The following is a 19664-nucleotide window of genomic DNA, read 5'->3' as shown; positions in this document are numbered from 1 at the left end:
ACCAAGCCGGCCACGGGCCGCTCATCCGATCGCCGCCCCCAGCCAGGAGGACGACCACCGCATGACCAGCACGCCCCCCGCGGACCCCGGCGCCACCGCCCAGGACCTCGTGTTCCCCCCCTCCGCGGCGTTCACCGCCCAGGCCAACGTGGGCGCGGACGAGCACGAGCGCGCGGCCGCCGACCCCGAGGCGTTCTGGGCCGAGCAGGCCCGCCGGCTGCAGTGGGACGAGCCGTTCACCACCGTCTTCGACGGCTCGACGCTGCCGACGGCGCAGTGGTTCACCGGCGGCAAGCTGAACGTGGCGGTGAACTGCGTGGACCGCCACGTCGCCGCCGGGCGCGGGGACAAGGTCGCCCTGCACTGGGAGGGCGAACCCGGCGACGCGCGCACCATCACCTACGCGCAACTGCAGGACGAGGTCTGCCGGCTGGCGAACGCGCTGGAGGAGCTCGGCGTCGGGCACGGCGACCGCGTCGTCCTGTACCTGCCGGTCCTGCCCGAGACCATCGTCACGACGATGGCCTGCGCGCGCATCGGGGCCGTCGTGAGCCTGGTGTTCGGGGGTTTCTCCGCCGAGGCGCTGCGCTTCCGGGTCGAGGACACCGGGGCGAAGCTCCTGGTCTGCACCGACGGTCAGTTCCGCCGCGGCACCGCCGTCGCGGTGAAGGCCGCCGCCGACGCCGCGGTCGAGGGCCTCGACCACGTCGAGCACGTCCTCGTCCTGCGCCGCACCGGCGAGCAGACCCCGGACGTGCCGTGGACCGAGGGCCGCGACGTGTGGTGGCACGACCTCGTCGACCGTCAGCCGAGCACGCACGTCGCGCCGAGCTTCGACAGCGAGAACCCGCTGTTCATCATCTACACCTCGGGCACCACCGGGAAGCCCAAGGGCCTGGTGCACACCAGCGGGGGGTACCTCACCCACACGTCCTGGTCGCACTGGGCGGTCTTCGACGTGAAGGACGACGACGTCTACTGGTGCCAGGCCGACCTCGCCTGGGTCACCGCGCACAGCTACGAGATGTACGGCCCGCTGTCCAACGGCGTCACCCAGGTCATCTACGAGGGGTCGCCGCTGACCCCGCACCCGGGCCGGCACTTCGAGGTGATCGAGAAGTACGGGGTGACGATCTACTACACCGCTCCCACCCTGGTGCGGACGTTCATGAAGCACGGGCCGGAGCTGCCCGCGCGCTTCGACCTCTCGTCGCTGCGGCTGCTGGGGTCGGTGGGCGAGGCCATCAACCCCGAGGCGTGGTCGTGGTTGCACCGCGAGGTCGGGGGCGGGCGCTGCCCGATCGTCGACACCTGGTGGCAGTCGGAGACGGGGGCGGCCGTCGTCGCTCCCCTGCCGGGGGTCACGCCGCTGAAGCCGGGCTCGGGGACGGTCCCGCTGCCGGGGCTGTCGGCGACCGTGGTCGACGACGAGGGGAACGAGACCGCCCCCGGTGAGCAGGGCGTGCTCGTCATCACGAAGCCCTGGCCGGGGATGGCGCGGACGGTGTGGCGCGACCACGCGCGGTTCGTGAAGAGCTACTGGGAGCCCTACGCGGCGCAGGGCTACTACCTCGCCGGCGACGCCGCCACGAAGGACGCCGACGGCTACATCTGGATCGGCGGCCGCATCGACGACGTGCTCAACGTCTCCGGGCACCGGTTGTCCAGCATCGAGCTGGAGTCGGCCCTGGTCTCGCACCCCCGGGTCGCGGAGGCGGCCGTCGTGGGCGCCCCGGACGACACGACCGGGCAGCGGATCGTCGCCTTCGTCATCCTGCGCGGGGCCGGTCCCGAGGACGGGGTGGCGGCGGAGCTGCGCGAGCACGTCGCCCGCGAGATCGGGCCCGTCGCCCGGCCCCGCGACGTGGTCGTCGTCCCGGACCTGCCCAAGACCCGGTCGGGGAAGATCATGCGCCGGTTGATGGCGGACCTGACCGCCGGGCGCGGCGGGGGGGACGTGACCTCGCTGCAGGACGAGACGGCGCTCGCCGCCGTGGAGACGGCCTGGGCGCAGTACGTGCGCTCGCGCTGACCGGCTCCGGCCGGTGGTCCTGCGGGACCACCGGCCGGCCGCGGGTCACGCTTCGCCGGCCCCGGCCCCGGCCCCGGCGGCGGCCTCGACGTCCATCCAGCTCGCCTCCCAGACGTGACCGTCGGGGTCGCGGAAGCTGACCCCGTACATCCAGCCGTGGTCCTGGGTGGGGGCGTACTCCGCTCCCCCGTTGGCCAGCGCCTTCGCCTTCAGGTCGTCGCACTCCTCGCGACCGGAGGCCGAGAGCGCGATCATCACTTCGTTCGTGCCCCCCGGCGCGGGCTCGGAGTGCAGGAACTGCTTCCACTTCTCCGGTTCGTGCACGAGGACGAGGACGTTCTCCTCGACCACGACGCAGGCCGTGGTCTCGTCCTCGAACTGCGGGTTCAACGAGAAGCCGAGCGCGGTGAAGAAGGTCTTGGCGACCTCCTTGTCCGCGACGGGGAGGTTGACGAAGATCGTGCGCACGGTGGGCTCCTCGGGTCCCGGGCCGCTGGCCGGCCCTCCTGCTCCTCCGACCTCAGCCTGCCCGGGAAGTCATCGGTGCGTCAGAGGTTCGGGAACCAGAGCCCGATCTCGCGCGCGGCGGACTCCGGGGAGTCCGACCCGTGGACGAGGTTCTGCTGCACCTTCAGGCCCCAGTCGCGGCCCAGGTCGCCGCGGATGGTGCCGGGAGCGGCCGTCGTGGGGTCGGTCGTGCCGGCGAGGGAGCGGAAGCCCTCGATGACGCGGTGGCCCTCGACGACCGCGGCGAGGACGGGCCCGGAGAGCATGAACTCCACCAGCGGCTCGTAGAACGGCTTCCCCTCGTGCTCGGCGTAGTGGCCGGCGAGGAGCTCGCGGTCGGCGGTGCGCAACTCCAGCGCGACCAGGGTGTAGCCCTTGGCCTCGATGCGCCGCAGCACCTCCCCGGAGAGGTTGCGGCGCACGCCGTCGGGCTTGACCAGGACGAGGGTCCGCTGCGCGGTGGTGTCAGTCACGCGCCGACCCTAGCGAAGCGGGTGTCGGAGGTCCGCGCTGGACTGCGGGGGTGTACCGCGAGCGCACCTCCCGCGTCCCCGGCGCCCGGGTGTGGTCCAGCACCCCCGCCCCCGGTCCCACCGCCGGCTCCGGCGGGCTCGTCCTGCCCGACGGGTGCCTGGACCTGCTGTGGCGCTGCGAGGGCGGTGAGGGCCGGCTGCTGGTGGCGGGTCCCGACACCCGCGCGCACCGGGCCGACGGCGACGGGCGGGTGCGGTGGACGGGGCTGCGGTTCGCCCCCGGCCACGCCCCGGCCCTGCTCGGGGTCCCCGCGCACGAGCTGCGCGACGCGCGCGTCCCGCTGGAGGACCTGTGGAGCGCGGACCGGGTGCGGCGGCTCACGAGCGCGGTGGCGCTCGCGGACCGGCCCGGGACCGCGCTGGAGGAGATCGCGCGCGCCGCCCCGCCGCCCGACGCGCTGACCGCCCGGGCCGCCCGGCTCCTCGCCGACGACCGGCGCGTCGCCGACGTCGCCGAGGACCTGGGCGTCGGGCTGCGGTGGCTGCACCGGCGTAGCCTCGCCGCCTTCGGCTACTCCCCCCAGGTGCTGGCGCGGGTGCTGCGCCTGCAGCGGGCCGTGCGGGCGCTGCGCGCGGGCCGGTCCCCCGCCGAGGTGGCGGCCGGCGCCGGCTTCAGCGACCAGGCCCCCCTGGCGCGGGAGGTCCGCGCGTTCACCGGCCGGACGCCCCGGGCGTTTCAGCCGAGCGCGGCGAAGAGGTCGACCGACGCGCCGTCGGGGTCGAGGACGACGGCGTAGCGCTGGCCCCAGACCGCGTCGAACGGCGCCAGGTGCGACTCCGCCCCCGCGGCCAGGAGGTCGGCGTGGACCCGGTCCACCCCGGCCGGGTCGCCGCAGTCGAAGGCCAGCGACCCGCGGTGACCGGTGGGCGGGACCCAGCCGGGGTCGAAGGAGCGGACGGTCTCCTCGGTGTCCCAGGCCAGGCGCAGGCCGCCGGGCAGGACGACCTCGACGTGCGGCTGGTCGTCGGCGTCGGCGGGGACGTCGAGGCCGAGGCGGCGGTAGAAGGCGAGGGAGCGGGCCATGTCGGCGACGACCACGCCGACGAGGTCGAGGCGGGGGACGGGTCCGGTGCTCATGCGGACAGCTTCCCGCGACGGGGGCGGGCCGGTCTTGAACGGATCGGACGCGCTGGGACGATGGACGCCCCGCTCCGAGGAAGGACACCACCGTGCCGCTGCGCCACGACCGCGAGGACACCACCGCCCAGGAGGCCGCGCTGCGCGAGGCCCGCGACGCGGCCGCGACCGTGCTGGCCGAGCTCGCCGCCGAGGCGAAGTCGCTGGCCAAGGCCTACGGCGCGCGCTCGGTGCGGATCCCCGACGGGGCCGCGCTGGCCGGCCTGGTCGACGCCGCCCGCCGGGCCGAGGAGGCCGTCGACATCGCCGCCCACGACCTCGCCACCGCGCGCGGCGAGGACGGCTGAGCTTCGGGGTGCGCCCGGCGGGGCGCGGGCGGATCATCGTCGGCGGGCTCCGGCCAGGAGCGCCGACGCGCACCGGTGAGAGGAACCCCGCATGTCCCAGGAGAACGGGCGCGGTCCCGACCGCGCCGACGCCGAGGAGCGGCAGCGCACCACGACGAAGGTCGTGCTCATCTCGGTCGTCGCCGCCATCGGGGGGTTCCTCTTCGGCTTCGACACCGCCGTCGTCAACGGCGCGGTGGACGCCGTCGCCGAGGAGTTCCGCCTCGCGGCGGGGCTGAAGGGCTTCGCGGTGTCCTGCGCGCTGCTGGGGGCGGCGGTGGGGGCCTGGTTCGCCGGCCGGCTGGCCGACCGCTTCGGCCGCAAGGCGGTCATGGTGATCGCCGGGGCGCTCTTCGCCGTCAGCGCCGTCGGGTCCGCCTTCGCCTTCGGCGTGTGGGACCTGATCCTGTGGCGCGTCGTCGGCGGTGTCGGCGTCGGGATCGCCTCGGTCATCGCCCCGACCTACATCGCCGAGGTCGCCCCCGCCCACATCCGCGGCCGGCTGGCCTCGCTGCAGCAGCTCGCCATCACCGTCGGCATCTTCGCCGCCCTGCTCTCCGACGCCTTCATCGCCAACACCGCCGGCGGGGCCTCGGAGACGACGTGGTTCGGGTGGGACGCGTGGCGGTGGATGTTCGTGGTCGGGGTCATCCCCTCGCTGGTCTGGGCGTTGCTGGCCCTGCAGATCCCGGAGTCCCCGCGCTACCTCATCGCCCAGGGGAAGACCCAGCGCGCCGGCGAGGTGCTGCGCGAGGTCCTGGGCACCCGCAGCCTGGAGGCCGTGCAGCGCAAGGTCGCCGACATCAAGAACTCGATGCGCCGCGAGGACGAGCCCAGCCTGCGCGACCTGCGCGGGCCGAGGTTCGGCCTGCTGCCCATCGTCTGGGTCGGGATCCTGCTGTCGGTGCTGCAGCAGGGCATCGGCATCAACGTGATCTTCTACTACTCCACCACGCTGTGGAAGGCCGTCGGCTTCGACGAGTCCGACGCCTTCACCACCTCGGTCATCACCTCGGTCACCAACGTCGTCGTGACGTTCATCGCCATCGCCACCGTCGACAGGATCGGGCGCAAGCCGCTGCTGACCGTCGGCTCGGCGGGCATGTTCCTCTCGCTCACGGTCATGGCGATCGCCTTCTCCCAGGCCAGCGGCAGCGGCCAGGACGTCTCGCTGCCGCAGCCGTGGGGGACCATCGGCGTCATCGCCGCCAACGTCTACGTCATCTCCTTCGGCGCCACCTGGGGCCCGGTCGTGTGGGTGCTGCTGGGCGAGATGTTCCCCAACAGGATCCGGGCCGCCGGTCTGGCCGTGGCCGCGGCCGCGCAGTGGCTGGCGAACTTCGCGATCTCGACGAGCTTCCCGTCGCTGGCCAAGCTGGGCCTGCAGTACGCCTACGGCCTCTACGCCGTCATCGCGCTGCTGTCGTTCGTCTTCGTCCGCCGGGCCGTGCAGGAGACCAAGGGCCGCGAGCTGGAGGAGATCGGCGCCGAGACCACGAGCACCGCGCCGTGACCCTGCACCTCTCCGACGAGGAAGGCCGCACGGCGCTGCTGGACGAGCTCACCACCTGGCGGGAGCTGCTGGCGGGGCTCGACGAGGTCGAGGCCCCCAGCCGGTGCGCGGGCTGGACCTGCGCCCAGCTGCTGGTCCACGTGCACCTGGGGCTGCAGGAGGTGGCGCTGGCCCTGCTCGACGTCGACGCACCGGGGCCGGTGACCGTCGACGCCGCCGGCTACTGGACGCGCTACCCGGCGACGGAGGACACCGCCGAGCAGGACCGGCTGCTGGCCGGGTTCGCCGCCGCCTACCCCGCGCCCGAGGCGCTGACCGGCCACCTCGACCGGACGGTGGAGGGGCTGGCCCGCGGGGTCGCGGCCGGGCGCGAGGACCGGGTCGCGTTCCAGGGGTTCACCTTCGGCACCGGCGACTTCCTCGGCAGCTGGGCGGTGGAGCTCGCGGTGCACCACCTCGACCTGGACCTCATCGCCGCTCCCCCCGCGCCCGGCGCCCTGACCCTGGCCCGGCGCACCGTCGACGACCTCGCCGGCGACGTCGTCCCCGCGGACTGGGACGACGCGACGGTGGTGCTGGCCGGCACCGGCCGGGTACCGCTGACCGCGGAGGTCAGCGCCCACCACCCCGGGCTCGCGGAGCGGTTCCCGGTGCTGCGCTGAGGCTCAGCCCACCGCGACGTGGGCGCGGACGGTGCCCGCAGCGTCGTCGACCCAGCCCTTCGAGCGGGCGTAGGCGATCATCGCGTCGAACCGCTCGTCCCAGCCGGGGCCCGCGCCCCCGGCGTGGGCGGTCCCGCGCAGCCAGTCCAGGCGCACCCGGACGTGGGCGCCGGCGAGGTCCTCCCCCCGCGGGTCGAGCTCGCCGACGCCGCCGAGGACGGCCGCGGCCTCGGCGGCGGTGGTGCCGGCGGGGACGGCGACGTCGAAGGCGGTGAGGACGTCGAGGTCGACCAGCCCGACCGGCTGCGGGGCGGCGGGGTCGAGGACGATGCGCACGGGTTCCTCCGGGGGGCGGGGGTGGGGGTCAGGAACCGTCGGCCAGCCGGCGCGCGATCTCGGCCTGCTCGCGCTCGATGCGGTTGCCGAGGCGGACGGCGAAGAACCAGATGACCGCGAACCCGGCCCCGACGAGGAACATCATCGGCACGACGAAGCCCCCGGCGATCATCACGACCTGCAGGACCCAGCCGAAGGCGTACCCGGCGCGCGAGCGCAGCATCCCCGCGCACAGCACGCACAGCAGCAGCAGGACCCCGCCCACGACCAGGTAGCTCACGTGCCGGGTCTCGGACAGGCCGTAGGCGGTGAGCGTGGCGAAGAACACGACGAGCGCCTCGCTGATCAGCACCGTCGCGGCCATCATCCGCTTGGGGTTCCTCATCCCTGTCCCTTCCCGAACAACGCCCGGACGTCGCCGGCGAGCACGACGGACCCGGCGACGACGACACCCGCGCCGCTGCCCCCGATCCCACCACCCGCACCGGTGTCGGACTCGGCGAGGTCGACGGCCGTGGCGATCGCCTCGTCGAGGCGCTCGACGAGGTGCACCCGGTCCTCGCCGAAGACGTCCTCCGCGATCTCGGCGAGCTCGGCCGGTTCCAGGCCGCGCGGGGAGCTGGAGCGGGTCACGACGACCTCGGCCAGGACGGGTTCGAGGGCGCTCAGGACACCCTCGACGTCCTTGTCCCCCATCACCGCGACCACCCCGACGAGGCGGCTGAGGGTGAAGGCCTCCGCGACCGCGTCGGCGAGGGCCTGCGCACCGGCGGGGTTGTGGGCGGCGTCGACGAGGACCAGCGGGGAGGTCCGCAGCACCTCCAGCCGCCCGGGCGAGGTGACGTCGGCGAAGGCCGCCTCGACCAGCCCGGGCACGAGGGTGCCGCCGGGCAGGGCGAGCAGCGCCTCGGCGGCGCTGAGGGCGGTCGCGGCGTTCTCGGCCTGGTGGACCCCGTGCAGCGGCAGCAGGACGTCGGTGTAGGTGCCGCCGCGGGTGCGCAGCGACACCAGCTGCCCCCCGACGGCCAGCGCCCGCTCCTCGACCCCGAAGTCGACGCCCTCGCGGACCACGTTGACGCGCTCGGCGGCGGCCTTGGCCGTGAGCACGGCCCCGGCCTCCTCCTCCTGCTTCCCGATGACCACGATCGAGCCGTGCTTGATGATCCCGGCCTTCTGACCGGCGATCTCCTCCAGCGTCGAACCGAGCCACGCCTCGTGGTCCATCGAGACCGGGGTGACGACGGCGACGTCGGGCTGCACCACGTTGGTGGTGTCCCACGTCCCGCCGAGGCCGGTCTCGATCACCGCGACGTCGACGGGGGCGTCGGCGAACGCGGCGAAGGCCATGAGGGTGAGGACCTCGAAGAAGCTCAGCCGGGGCTCACCGCGCTCGGCGGCCCGGGCGTCGACGATCGAGACCACGGGTTCGACGTCGTCCCAGGCCCGCACGAACGCCGCGTGGGTGATGGGGTCGCCGTCGACGGCGATGCGCTCGGTGATGTCGACGAGGTGGGGGCTGGTGAACCGCCCGGTGCGCAGGTCGTGCTCGCGCACCAGCCGCTCCACCATCCGCGCCGTGGACGTCTTGCCGTTGGTGCCGGCGAGGTGGACGACGCGGTAGGCCGTCTGCGGGTCCCCCAGCAGGGCGCAGGCCTCGCGCACGCGGTCCAGGGTGGGGTGGATCCGGTGCTCGGGGTTGCGCGCCAGGATCTGCGCCACGACCTCCTCGAAGCGCGGGTCGTCCTCCACGGCGGGGCCGGGGGTGGCGGCCGCGACCGCCGCCCCGGGGACCCGGGAGGGCGGGCGGCGGTCCTGGGGGACGCGGCCCCGGCGCAGGCCGTCGGTGCCGAAGGCCTCCTCCCCCGAGTCGTCCTCCTCGCCGTCGGACAGCGGCCCCGTGAGGTCGTCGAGGTCCTCGTCGGGTTCGCCCGCGAACGGGTCCAGGGGTCCCTCGCCGCTCACAGCTGCTCCGCCTTCTGCACCACGACGCGCACCTCGTGACCCTCGACGCTGCCCACCAGCGTCGCCTTCTCCACCGGCAGCGCCGCGGCCGACCCGGTGGAGCCGAACTGCTGCGCCAGCGTCTCGTCGACGACGAGGTTCTGGTGGGTCACCAGCGCCTCCCACACCGGCCCGTCGGCGGCGATCGTCAGCCGGATCCGGTCCGACACGTGCAGGCCGGCGTCGCGGCGGGCCTGCTGGACGAGGCGGACGACGTCGCGGGCGATCCCCTCGGCCGCCAGCTCCGGGGTCACGGTGGTGTCGAGGACGACGAAACCGCCGCCCTCCAGCGGTGCGGTGGCCCGCCCGGTGTCCGCGCCCTCGACGACGGTGGTCAGCTCGTACTCGCCCTCGGCGAGCTCGATGCCCCCGGCGACGACCGTGCCGTCGGGGCGTTCCTCCCAGTCCCCCGACTTGGAGGCCCGGATGGCCTGCTGCACCTGCTTGCCCAGGCGCGGGCCGGCGGCGCGGGCGTTCACGGTGAGCTTGGCGACGACGCCGTACTCGGCGGCGCGCTCGATCGGCCCCAGCGCGACCTCGCGGACGTTGACCTCGTCCGCGACGAGCTGCGCGAACGGCTGCAGCGCCGCGGGGTCGGCGACGAGGACCTCCAGCCGGTTCAGCGGCAGGCGCACCCGCAGCCCGTTGGCCTTGCGCAGCGCCAGCGCGTTGGAGCAGGTCACCCGGGCCTCGTCCATGGCCGCGACCAGGGCCGGGTCGCTGGGCAGGTCCAGCGGGTCCGGCCAGTCGGTCAGGTGCACCGAGCGGCCGCCGGTGAGGGCGCGCCAGATCTCCTCGGACACCAGCGGCAGCATCGGCGCGAGCAGCCGCGTCGTGGTCTCCAGCACGGTGTGCAGGGTGTCGAACGCGTCGCGGGCGCGCTCGGACTCCCCGTCCCAGAACGCCGCGCGCGAGCGCCGGACGTACCAGTTGGTGAGGGAGTCCAGGAACTGCCGGACGGTCTCGCAGGCCCCGGCGATGTCGTAGGCGTCGAGCTGCTCGGTCACCGTCACGACGGTGTCGTGCAGCTTGGCCAGGACGTAGCGGTCGAGGACGTCGGGCGAGGTCGTCCGCCAGCGCGGGGTGTGGCTGGAGGTCCCCGAGTACAGCCGGAGGAACGAGAACGTGTTCCACAGCGGCAGCAGGACCTGGCGGACGGAGTCGCGGATGCCCTGCTCGGTGACGATGAGGTTGCCCCCGCGCAGCACGGGGGAGCTCATGAGGAACCAGCGCATGGCGTCGGACCCGTCGCGGTCCAGGACCTCGGACACGTCGGGGTAGTTGCGCAGCGACTTGCTCATCTTCCGGCCGTCGTCGCCGAGCAGGATGCCGTGCGAGACGGCGGTCCGGAACGCGGGGCGGTCGAAGAGGGCGGTGGCCAGGACGTGCAGGGTGTAGAACCAGCCGCGGGTCTGCCCGATGTACTCGACGATGAAGTCGCCCGGGTAGTGGCTCTCGAACCACTCGGAGTTCTCGAACGGGTAGTGCACCTGGGCGAAGGGCATGGACCCGGACTCGAACCAGCAGTCGAGGACCTCCGGGACCCGGCGCATGGTCGAGCGGCCCGTGGGGTCGTCGGGGTTGGGCCGGGTGAGGTCGTCGATGGTGGGGCGGTGCAGGTCGGCCGGGCGCACGCCGAAGTCGCGCTCGAGGTCGTCCAGCGACCCGTACACGTCGACGCGCGGGTAGGCGGGGTCGTCCGACGTCCACACCGGGACGGGGCTGCCCCAGTAGCGGCTCCGGCTGATGGACCAGTCCCGGGCGCCTTCGAGCCACTTGCCGAAGGAGCCGTGCTTGACGTGCTCGGGGACCCAGGTGATCTGCTCGTTGAGCTCGACCATCCGGTCGCGGATGGCGGTGACCTTGACGAACCAGCTGGACACGGCCCGGTAGATCAGGGCGTTCCCGCAGCGCCAGCAGTGCGGGTAGGAGTGGTCGTAGGTCTCCAGCCGCAGCAGCAGCGCCCCGGAGGGGACGCCGTCGCGCAGGGCGCGGTTGATCTCCTTGTTGGCGTCGAAGACGTGCATCCCGGCGAAGTCGCGCACCTCGGCGGTGAACGTGCCGTTGGAGGCGACGGGGACGACGGGGACGATGCCGGCGGCGTCGGTGACGAGCTTGTCGTCCTCGCCGAAGGCGGGGGCGATGTGCACGATCCCGGTGCCGGAGTCGGTGGTCACGTAGTCGGCGGCGAGGACCTGGTGGGCGTTCTCGCGGCCGGCGAAGTAGTCGAAGGGCGGGACGTAGCGGCGCCTGAGGAGGTCGGCGCCGCGGTAGCGGGCGACGACGCGCTCGGCGGCGTCCTCGCCGAGCTCGCGGGCGTAGTGGGCCAGGCGCTCGGCGGCCAGCAGGAAGCGGCGGCCCTCGTGCGCGCCGGTGCCCGTGACGACGACGTAGTCGAGGTCGGGGTGGACGGCCATCGCGAGGTTGCTGGGCAGCGTCCAGGGCGTGGTGGTCCAGATGAGGGCGAGCACCCCGTCGAGGGCGTCGTCCGCGCCCTCGCCCAGCAGGCGGAACCCGACGGTGACGGCGGGGTCCTGGCGGTTGCGGTAGACGTCGTCCAGGCGGGTCTCGGAGTTGCTCAGCGGGGTCTCGCAGCGCCAGCAGTAGGCCAGGACGCGGAACCCCTCGTAGATCAACCCCTTGTCCCACAACGTCTTGAACGCCCACATGACCGACTCCATGTAGTCGGTGTCGAGGGTCTTGTAGTCGTTGTCGAAGTCCACCCACCGCGCCTGGCGGGTGACGTAGCGCTCCCACTCCGCGGTGTAGCGCAGCACCGAGGTGCGGCAGGTCTCGTTGAACGTGGCGATGCCGAGCTCGTCGATCTGGGACTTGTGGGTGATGCCGAGCTGCTTCTCGGCCTCGACCTCGGCGGGCAGGCCGTGGGTGTCCCAGCCGAAGCGGCGCTCGACCCGGTGCCCGCGCATCGTCTTGTAGCGCGGGACGAGGTCCTTGACGTACCCGGTGAGCAGGTGGCCGTAGTGGGGCAGGCCGTTGGCGAAGGGCGGGCCGTCGTAGAAGACGAACTCCCCGGCCGCGGAGCCCCGGCGGGCCTCGACGCTGGCCGGGAACGTGCCGTCGGCGGCCCAGGAGTCCAGGACGCGCTGCTCGATCTCGGGGAAGCGGGGGCTGCTCGTGGCGTCCGCCGCGGTGTCGTCCGCGGTGCCGACGGGGACGTCAGGGGTGGTCACGTCCGGGTTCGCGTCCTGGGACACGTCGTCTCCTCCGACTGAACTGCTCCAGCCACGAGGACGACACCCGCCGGGGCCGGCGGTGCCGCGGTACCACCCCGCTTGCCGACCCCGCCCTCCCCGGAGGGGTGGCGACGACGACCTCTCGTCCGGCTGTCACGGGCCGCACCCGTCCGGGTCTAGTGAGCCCCGCCGACCGGTGCGGTGGTGGGGCCGTTCTTCCGGAGGCTCACCGGTGATGGCCGGATCGACGCCTGTGCACCCATCTTAACCGCCGCGCCCGGTCCCGTCTTCCCCGTTCGGAGCGGACCGTGACCGGACCGCACGACGTGGTGACGGTCGGTCAAGGGGCCAGTGAGACGCCGTCACGGCGCGTGGTGACCACAGACCCAAGCGGTCGGTTCATCACCACAGCGTTACCTCTAGCGGCGGAACGGAGCTACTCGTGGAGCAATCGGCTACCTAACGTCACTGACGAGCCCCACCGACCTTCCCCCCGTCGCCCCGCCCACGGAGGCAGCCCCCATGGCCGTGCAAGACCTCGCCCCCCTCCTCGTCCAGCCCGAGCCGCGCGTCCTCGAAGGCACCGTCGTGCCGCGCCTGGACGTCCCCGCCCCGCGGGCCAGCTTCGCCGAGCGCCTCGCCGACACCGCCGTGGCGGCGCGCCGGGCCCTCGAGGTCACGATCCACCGCCTGCGCTACCGGCCCGCGACCCGCCGCACCGCCCGCATGGCCGTCCTGCTCCCCGCCCACAACGAGGAGCAGGACATCGAGGCCTGCCTGGACTCGCTGGTGACCCAGACCCGGACCCCCGACCTCATCGTCGTCATCGCCGACAACTGCACCGACGACACCGTGAAGATCGCCCGCCGCTACCGCGGGGTCAAGGTCATCGAGACCGTCGGCAACACCGACGCCAAGGTCGGCGCGCTGGCCACCGGCTACGCCGAGTTCCTCGCCGGGGGCGCGTTCGACGTCATGGTCTCCATGGACGCCGACGTCGTCCTCGACCCCGAGTGCCTCGCCGACCTCGAGGCCGAGCTCCTCAAGACGCCCAGCGCCGCGGCCGTCTCGGCCAAGTACCACTTCGCCGAGGGCACCGGGGGCTGGTTCAACCGGCAGCTGGTCCGCGCGCAGAAGATGGACTTCACCCAGTTCCAGGTGCGCGCCAACGAGCGGGCCCGCAAGACGACGATCGTCGGCGGCCAGTGCTCGGCCTTCCGCTTCAGCGCCGTCGACGAGGTCACCCGCCGCCACCACCGGCCCGCGCCGTGGACCAACGAGACCGCCACCGAGGACGCCCAGCTCGGCCTGGAGCTGCAGGAGATCGGCTGGACGACGGTCATGTCGGCCACCGCCCGCGCCCAGGTCGGTGCGATGCCGACCGTGCGCGCCCTCTCCGGTCAGCGCGCCAAGTGGAACGCCGGCCTCATCTCGCTCATGACGAGCATGCCGCTGTCCAAGCGGACGATCCCCTTCTGGCTGCAGCACATCGGCCTCGGCCTCAACGTGCTCATGCGCCTGGCCTTCCTCGCCCTGCTCGCCGCGTCGGTGTCGGTCTCGCAGTTCGTGTGGTCCTGGTGGTGGATCACCCCCACCGCCCTCGCCGCGCTCTACCAGCTCAAGATGGCGCACCTGTCCCCCCACCGGACCCGCGCCGACTACCTCTTCGCCGTCCTGTGGCTGCCGGGCGAGATGTGGCTGTGGTTCTCCGGCTGGAACACCGCCAAGTCCTGGGTGACCCACCTGCTCGGCAAGCGCCGCGACCTGTGGGCCGAGCAGGCCGCGGCCGAGGCCGGCAAGCGCAGCGGGAACGGCGCCGGCGCGCTGCTCGGCACGATCCTCGGGTCTGTCGCCGCCTCCTCCGTCGGGGCCTGGTACTGGCTGACCCAGGCCAGCATCGAGTTCCAGCGGCTGGTGCTCACCGTCGGCTGGCGCTCGCTGGCCCTCGTGACGATCATCGCGAGCGTCCTGCTCGTCATCAAGCTGCTGCGCCCCACCCGCGGGCTCACCGCCTGACACCACCAGCTCACGGCGCGAGACGGTCCCCGGACCGTCCCGCGCCGTCGTGCGTCCCGGTTGCCGGACCCGGAACGGGGTAGGTCCCGCGGCAGGACCGAACGCAGCGAGGAGCCGCCCCGTGGCCAGCGACCGAAGCACCTTGCCCTCCCCGGCCGAGCGCCCCGACGAACCGGAGGCGGAGGTCGAGGACGCCTTCGACCGGCTGGTGGAGGAGGGCGAGGACCGGCTGCGGCGACCGCTGCTGCCGCTGCTCAGCGTCGGGCTGCTGGGCGGGATCGACGTGGGGACGGGGTTGCTGGCCTACCTCGTCGTCCAGCACGCCACGGGCAGCCACCTGCTGGCCGGGCTCGCGTTCTCGCTGGGCTTCGTGGCCCTGCTGCTGGCGCGCAGCGAGCTGTTCACCGAGAACTTCCTCGTCCCCGTGACCGCCGTGGTCGCCAAGCGGGGGACGGTGCCGCAGCTGCTGCGGTTGTGGCTGGCCACCCTCGCGACGAACCTCCTCGCGGGGTGGGTGATCACCTGGCTGATCGTCACGGCGCTGCCCGACCTGGCCCCGACCGCGCTCAGCAGCGCCCAGCACTACGCCGACCTCGGCATCGACCTGCAGTCGTTCACCCTCGCGGTGCTCGCCGGTGCCGTCATCACCCTCATGACGCGCATGCAGCACGCCACCGAGAGCGTGGGGGTCAAGCTCGTGCCCGCCGTGCTGTTCGGGGCCCTGCTCGCCGGGGCGCAGCTGTTCCACTGCGTGCTGGACTCGCTGCTGATGTTCTGCGCGTTCCACGTCGGCGCGCCGTTCGGGTACGGGCACTGGCTGGGTCTGCTCGGCTGGTCGGCGCTGGGCAACCTCGTGGGGGGTCTGGTCCTGGTGACGGCGATCCGGCTGCTGCGCGTGCCGCACCGGGTCGCCGAGGCCCGCGCCGAGGCCGCGCCGAGCCCCCGGGGCTGAGGAGCGCGGCGGCCGGGGCCTGGGGCGCCCGGACTCCCTTGCCAGGACGAGTGAGGTTTGGCTAACCTCCGCTGGCCCGGCGCTCGCCGGACCCCTCTCGAGACCTCCGGGAGCCGACGTGCCCTCGCGCCGCGCCATCCTCTCCGCCACCCCGCTCGCAGCCCTCGGCGCGCTCACCGCCTGCTCGGCGGAACCCGCCGGTGCCGGCAGCGCCACCGCGGGCACCGGCGCGGCCGGGACGTTCCCGCGCACCGTCGAGCACGAGCTGGGCCGCACCGAGCTCGCGGAGCGCCCGCAGCGCGTCGCGTGCGCGACCGACGGCGCGGAGCTCTGCTCGCTGCTCGCCCTCGGCGTGAGGCCGGTGGGCTTCGGCCAGCGCAACGACCCCCTGCGCAGCTGGGTGCGGGAGCTCGCCCGCGGCGTCCCCTCCTACCCGCTCGCCGGGGAGACGAACTTCGAGCAGGTCGCCCTCTGGTCCCCGGACCTGCTGCTCGTGCAGCGGGGCTTCGCGACCGACGACAACCTCGCCACCTACTCCGCGGTCGCGCCGACCGTCGTGACGAGCTTCATCGACTGGCGCACCAACCTCCAGCAGGTGGCGCGCGCCGTGGGCCTCGAGGAGGAGGCCGCGCGCCGGATCGCCTCGGCGGAGGCCGCCGTCGCCGCGCGGGCCGCCGCGCTGCCCGCCGCCGCCCGGGGCGTGACGCTGCGCACCGTGGCCGCCTTCGACGACGGCAGCCTCTACGTCCTGAACGACCGCTCCCCCGCGGGCCGGGCCGCCGCGGCCCTCGGCCTGCCCGCCCTGCCCGCGCAGGCCACCCCCGACGAGGCCGTCGACCCGCTCTCCGAGGAGCGGCTGGAGCAACTGGAGGGCGACCTGCTCGTGCTGCTGGACTTCGGCGCCGGCCGCGCGGCGACCGACGCCCTGCGGGCCCGCGAGGGCTTCCAGCGGCTCGACGTCGTGCGCTCCGGGCGCGTCGTGGAGCTGGGTGAGGAGGAGTCCAACCAGCTGTACTTCGACTCCGTCCTCACCGTGGAACCCAACGCCGACCTGCTGGCCCGGCTGGCGACGGAAGCCGCCGGGTGAGGGCCGGGTGGGGGCCCCGAGGACCCCGCCAGTTACCTGTGACCGGCGGTACCGCGTACGGTGGTGCCCGCCAGCACCAGTGACGAGGAGGTCCTGTGGTCCACACCCCCGCCCCGGGTCGGAGCGTCGTCTTCGCCGACGGCGTCCGCACCCCGTTCGGCAAGGCCCGCCCCGACGGCCTGCACGCCCAGACCCGCGCCGACGACCTCGTGGTCGCCTGCCTGCGCGAGCTCCTGCGCCGCAACCCGTCCCTACCGCCCGAACGGGTGGAGGAGGTCGCGATCGCCGCGGCCACCCAGTCCGGGGACCAGGGCCTGGTCCTCGGGCGCAGCGCGGCGCTGCTCGCCGGGCTGCCGGTCACCACGCCCGGCTACGCCATCGACCGCTGGTGCGCGGGGGCGATGACCGCCGTGACCACCACCGCGGCCTCGATCGCGGTGGGGGCCCTCGACGTCGCCCTCGCCGGCGGGGTGGAGCACATGGGCCACCACCCGCTGGGCCAGGGCATGGACCCCAACCCCCGCTTCCTCACCGAGCGCATCGTCTCCCCCGACGCCCTCGACATGGGCAAGACCGCCGAGGCCCTGCACGACCGCTTCCCGCAGCTCACCAAGCAGCGCTCCGACGAGTACGCGGTGAACTCCCAGGCCAAGTTCGCGAAGGCCGTCGCCAACGGCCAGGTCGGCGCCGACCTCGTCCCCGTCGCCTCGCCCAGCGCGGAGAAGGGCTGGGGCCTGGCCACCGCCGACGAGCTCGCCCGCCCCGGCACCACCCTGGAGGCGCTGGCGGGCCTCAAGACCCCGTTCCGCCCGCACGGGCGGGTCACCGCCGGCAACGCCTCCCCCCTCACCGACGGCGCCACCGCCTGCGTCGTGGCCGCCGAGGAGACCGCCGCCGACCTGGGCCTGACGCCGAGGATGCGACTGGTGGGGTTCGCCTTCGCCGGGGTCGAGCCGGAGGTCATGGGCCTGGGCCCCATCCCCTCCACCGAGAAAGTCCTCGCCCGGGCCGGGCTGGGCATCGACGACATCGGCCTCTTCGAGCTCAACGAGGCGTTCGCCGTGCAGGTCCTCAGCTTCCTCGACCACTTCGGCATCGCCGACGACGACGAACGGGTCAACCCCTACGGCGGGGCGATCGCCATCGGGCACCCGCTCGCCGCCTCCGGGGTCCGGCTCATGACCCAGCTGGCCCGGCAGTTCTCCGAGCACCCCGAGGTCCGCTACGGCCTCACCGCCATGTGCGTGGGCCTGGGCCAGGGCGGCTCCGTCCTGTGGGAGAACCCGAACTGGGGAGGGGCGAACTGATGCCCGTGCACGTGCGCACCCTGGACCTGCCCGCCGCCGGCGCCGGGCGGATGGCCCTGCTGACCCTCGACCCCGGGGACCCGCGGAAACCCTTCGTGCTGGGGGCGGAGACGCTGCTCGCGCTGGAACGGGCCGTCGACGAGGCCGAGCGCCTCGTCGCCGACGAGGGACTCGTCGCCATCGGGGTCACCGGGGTGAACGGGGTGTTCTGCGCCGGCGCGGATCTGAAGTCCGTCGCGCGCACCACCTCCCGCGAGGACGCCGTGGCCACCGCCGAGCTCGGCCACCGGGTGCTCGGGCGGTTCGCCACGTCGCCGGTCCCCACCTTCGCCTACGTCAACGGCCTCGCCCTCGGCGGCGGGCTGGAGACGGCCCTGCACTGCACCTACCGGACGGTGTCGGAGCAGGTGCGCGGCCTCGGGCTGCCCGAGGCGCACCTCGGGCTGGTCCCCGGCTGGGGCGGGACGTACCTGCTGCCGCGGATCGCGGGGCCCGACGTCGCGGTGCAGGTGGCCGTGGAGAACGCCCTGGCGAACAACCGGACGCTGACCGGGCCGCAGGCCTTCGAGGCCGGGATCGTCGACGCGCGGTTCGAGGCCGCCGACTTCCTGGTGGAGTCGCTGCGCTGGACCGCGTCCGTGCTCGCCGGGACCACCCCGGTGACCCGTCGCGACCTCGCCGACGAGACGACGTGGACCGCCGCGATCGAACGCGGCCGGGCCGTCGCCGACGCCCGCGTCCACGGCGCCGCCCCGGCGCCGTACCGGACCCTGGACCTGCTGTCCGCCGCCCGCACCGCCGACCGCGAGACCCACTTCGCCGCCGAGGAGGCCGCGCTGGGCGACCTCATCGTCTCCGGGGAGCTGCGGGCGGGGCTCTACGCCTTCGACCTCGTCCAGCGCTACGCGAAGAAACCCGCCGGGGCCCCGGCCCGCGACCTCGCCCGGAAGGTCACCAGCGTCGGCGTCGTCGGCGCGGGGCTCATGGCCTCGCAGCTGGCGCTGCTGCTCCTGCACCGGCTGCAGGTCCCGGTCGTCCTCACCGACGTCTCCCCCGACCGGGTGGAGAAGGGCGTGGGGTTCGTCCGCGAGGGCGTCGCCGAGCTCCTGCGCAAGGGACGCGTCTCCCCCGACACCGCCAACCGGCTGTCGGCCTCGGTGTCGGGCTCGGTGGACAAGAGCGCCCTGGCCGACGCGGACTTCGTCGTCGAGGCCGTCTTCGAGGAGCTCGCGGTCAAGCAGGACGTGCTGCGGGAGCTGGAACCGCTGCTGCGCCCGGACGCCGTGATCGCCACCAACACCAGTTCCCTGTCGGTGACCGCCATGGCCTCGGTGCTGGAGCACCCGCAGCGCTTCGTCGGGTTCCACTTCTTCAACCCCGTCGCGGTGCTGCCGCTGGTGGAGGTCGTGCGGACCCCCGAGACCGACGAGGCCTCCCTGGCGACGGCGTTCGCCGTGGGCGCGCGGCTGAAGAAGACCTGCGTGCTCGTGCAGGACGCCCCCGCGTTCGTGGTGAACCGGATCTCGACGCGGATGTTCGACGAGGTCGTCCGGGCGCTGGACGCGGGGACCCCGCTGCTGGAGGTCGAGCGCAGCCTGGACCCCCTCGGGCTGCCGATGTCGCCGTTCCGGCTGGCCTCGTTCGTGGGCCCCGCGGTCATGCTGCACGTCCACGAGACCCTCGCCGCCGCGTTCCCCGACCGCTACCGCGTCTCGGGCAACCTGCGGCGCTGGGTCGAGGCCGGTGGGCCCGCCCTCGTCACGCCCAAGGGGCCGGTCGCGGCCACGGGCGCCGACGAGGGCCTCTTCGAGGTCGGGTCCTCCCCCCTGACGCGCGAGGAGGTCCTGCACCGGGTGCAGGACGCGCTGGCCGACGAGGTCCGCCGCGTCCTCGACGAGGGGGTCGTGGCCGGTCCCGAGGACGTCGACGTGTGCCTCGTGCTGGGGACCGGGCACCCGCTGTTCACCGGGGGGATCACCCCCTACCTGGACCGGGTGGGGGCCTCCGAACGCGTCACCGGGCGCCGGTTCCACCCCGCGGGGTAGCCCCGGCCCGCCGCC

At 74.0% G+C, this 19664-nt stretch carries 17 protein-coding genes; 10 read left to right on the top strand and 7 right to left on the bottom strand.

Annotation, left to right across the window (positions count from 1 at the left end; all coding sequences use genetic code 11):
* Nucleotides 1-61: 61 nt before the first annotated feature.
* Nucleotides 62-2032 carry an acetate--CoA ligase gene (gene acs / locus KRAD_RS16520; protein WP_012086789.1) on the top strand — a complete coding sequence of 657 codons (1971 nt, stop codon included), beginning with the start codon at nucleotides 62-64 and terminating at the stop codon, nucleotides 2030-2032.
* Between the two features lie 45 nt (nucleotides 2033-2077).
* Here acs and KRAD_RS16515 read toward each other — a convergent pair whose 3' ends face one another.
* Both KRAD_RS16515 and ndk read right to left on the bottom strand, forming a co-directional pair.
* The gene (locus KRAD_RS16515; RefSeq protein ID WP_012086788.1) at nucleotides 2078-2500 is read right to left on the bottom strand and encodes a VOC family protein; all 423 of its coding nucleotides are present in this window, start codon (nucleotides 2498-2500) and stop codon (nucleotides 2078-2080) included.
* 80 nt (nucleotides 2501-2580) lie between these two features.
* Nucleotides 2581-3012, bottom strand: coding sequence for a nucleoside-diphosphate kinase (gene ndk / locus KRAD_RS16510; protein ID WP_012086787.1), 432 nt, complete (start codon nucleotides 3010-3012; stop codon nucleotides 2581-2583).
* 50 nt (nucleotides 3013-3062) lie between these two features.
* Between ndk and KRAD_RS16505 the strand changes: the two genes are divergently transcribed.
* Nucleotides 3063-3809: a helix-turn-helix domain-containing protein gene (locus KRAD_RS16505; protein ID WP_012086786.1), complete on the top strand. Its 747-nt coding sequence runs from the start codon at nucleotides 3063-3065 to the stop codon at nucleotides 3807-3809.
* On the opposite strand, the gene KRAD_RS26610 is transcribed toward KRAD_RS16505, so the two are convergent.
* Nucleotides 3749-4150, bottom strand: coding sequence for a VOC family protein (locus KRAD_RS26610; protein ID WP_012086785.1), 402 nt, complete (start codon nucleotides 4148-4150; stop codon nucleotides 3749-3751). The genes KRAD_RS16505 and KRAD_RS26610 overlap by 61 nt on opposite strands.
* 92 nt (nucleotides 4151-4242) lie before the next feature.
* Between KRAD_RS26610 and KRAD_RS26605 the strand changes: the two genes are divergently transcribed.
* The 3 genes from KRAD_RS26605 to KRAD_RS16485 all read left to right on the top strand — a co-directional run bounded on the left by KRAD_RS26605 (nucleotide 4243) and on the right by KRAD_RS16485 (nucleotide 6711).
* Nucleotides 4243-4497, top strand: coding sequence for a hypothetical protein (locus KRAD_RS26605; RefSeq protein ID WP_041292166.1), 255 nt, complete (start codon nucleotides 4243-4245; stop codon nucleotides 4495-4497).
* 91 nt (nucleotides 4498-4588) lie between these two features.
* Complete coding sequence (locus KRAD_RS16490) at nucleotides 4589-6049, top strand: sugar porter family MFS transporter (protein ID WP_012086784.1); 1461 nt, start codon at nucleotides 4589-4591, stop codon at nucleotides 6047-6049.
* Complete coding sequence (locus KRAD_RS16485) at nucleotides 6046-6711, top strand: maleylpyruvate isomerase N-terminal domain-containing protein (protein WP_012086783.1); 666 nt, start codon at nucleotides 6046-6048, stop codon at nucleotides 6709-6711. Before KRAD_RS16490 ends, KRAD_RS16485 begins: the two co-directional genes overlap by 4 nt.
* Nucleotides 6712-6714: 3 nt before the next feature.
* Here the strand turns inward: KRAD_RS16485 and KRAD_RS16480 are convergent, their stop codons facing one another.
* Genes KRAD_RS16480 through ileS form a run of 4 tightly spaced genes read right to left on the bottom strand, consistent with a single transcriptional unit; the run spans nucleotide 6715 to nucleotide 12263 of the window.
* A complete protein-coding gene (locus KRAD_RS16480; protein WP_012086782.1) occupies nucleotides 6715-7047 on the bottom strand; it encodes a hypothetical protein in 333 nt (110 codons plus the stop codon).
* A gap of 28 nt (nucleotides 7048-7075) precedes the next feature.
* Nucleotides 7076-7432 carry a DUF4233 domain-containing protein gene (locus KRAD_RS16475; RefSeq protein WP_012086781.1) on the bottom strand — a complete coding sequence of 119 codons (357 nt, stop codon included), beginning with the start codon at nucleotides 7430-7432 and terminating at the stop codon, nucleotides 7076-7078.
* Nucleotides 7429-9009: a bifunctional folylpolyglutamate synthase/dihydrofolate synthase gene (locus KRAD_RS16470; RefSeq protein WP_012086780.1), complete on the bottom strand. Its 1581-nt coding sequence runs from the start codon at nucleotides 9007-9009 to the stop codon at nucleotides 7429-7431. The genes KRAD_RS16475 and KRAD_RS16470 overlap by 4 nt, the downstream gene beginning before the upstream one ends.
* Complete coding sequence (ileS, locus tag KRAD_RS16465; protein ID WP_012086779.1) at nucleotides 9006-12263, bottom strand: isoleucine--tRNA ligase; 3258 nt, start codon at nucleotides 12261-12263, stop codon at nucleotides 9006-9008. Before ileS ends, KRAD_RS16470 begins: the two co-directional genes overlap by 4 nt.
* 501 nt (nucleotides 12264-12764) lie before the next feature.
* Here ileS and KRAD_RS16460 point away from each other — a divergent pair.
* The 5 genes from KRAD_RS16460 (at nucleotide 12765) to KRAD_RS16440 (ending at nucleotide 19649) form a co-directional block, all read left to right on the top strand.
* On the top strand, nucleotides 12765-14258 hold the full coding sequence (locus tag KRAD_RS16460) for a glycosyltransferase family 2 protein (protein WP_012086778.1): 1494 nt from the start codon (nucleotides 12765-12767) through the stop codon (nucleotides 14256-14258).
* Between the two features lie 121 nt (nucleotides 14259-14379).
* The gene (locus KRAD_RS16455; protein ID WP_012086777.1) at nucleotides 14380-15210 is read left to right on the top strand and encodes a formate/nitrite transporter family protein; all 831 of its coding nucleotides are present in this window, start codon (nucleotides 14380-14382) and stop codon (nucleotides 15208-15210) included.
* Nucleotides 15211-15328: 118 nt separating this feature from the next.
* Nucleotides 15329-16297, top strand: coding sequence for an ABC transporter substrate-binding protein (locus KRAD_RS16450; RefSeq protein WP_012086776.1), 969 nt, complete (start codon nucleotides 15329-15331; stop codon nucleotides 16295-16297).
* Nucleotides 16298-16392: 95 nt separating this feature from the next.
* Nucleotides 16393-17604 (top strand): thiolase family protein, encoded by a 1212-nt coding sequence (locus tag KRAD_RS16445; RefSeq protein ID WP_012086775.1) that lies wholly within the window; start codon nucleotides 16393-16395, stop codon nucleotides 17602-17604.
* Nucleotides 17604-19649, top strand: coding sequence for a 3-hydroxyacyl-CoA dehydrogenase NAD-binding domain-containing protein (locus KRAD_RS16440; protein ID WP_012086774.1), 2046 nt, complete (start codon nucleotides 17604-17606; stop codon nucleotides 19647-19649). The genes KRAD_RS16445 and KRAD_RS16440 overlap by 1 nt, the downstream gene beginning before the upstream one ends.
* Nucleotides 19650-19664 lie beyond the last annotated feature (15 nt).

The organism is Kineococcus radiotolerans SRS30216 = ATCC BAA-149 (genome assembly GCF_000017305.1).
In the GTDB taxonomy this organism is placed as follows: Bacteria; Actinomycetota; Actinomycetes; order Actinomycetales; family Kineococcaceae; genus Kineococcus; species Kineococcus radiotolerans.
The sequence above is the reverse complement of the archived record's forward strand: the minus strand, read 5'-3'. Positions and strand labels throughout refer to the sequence as shown.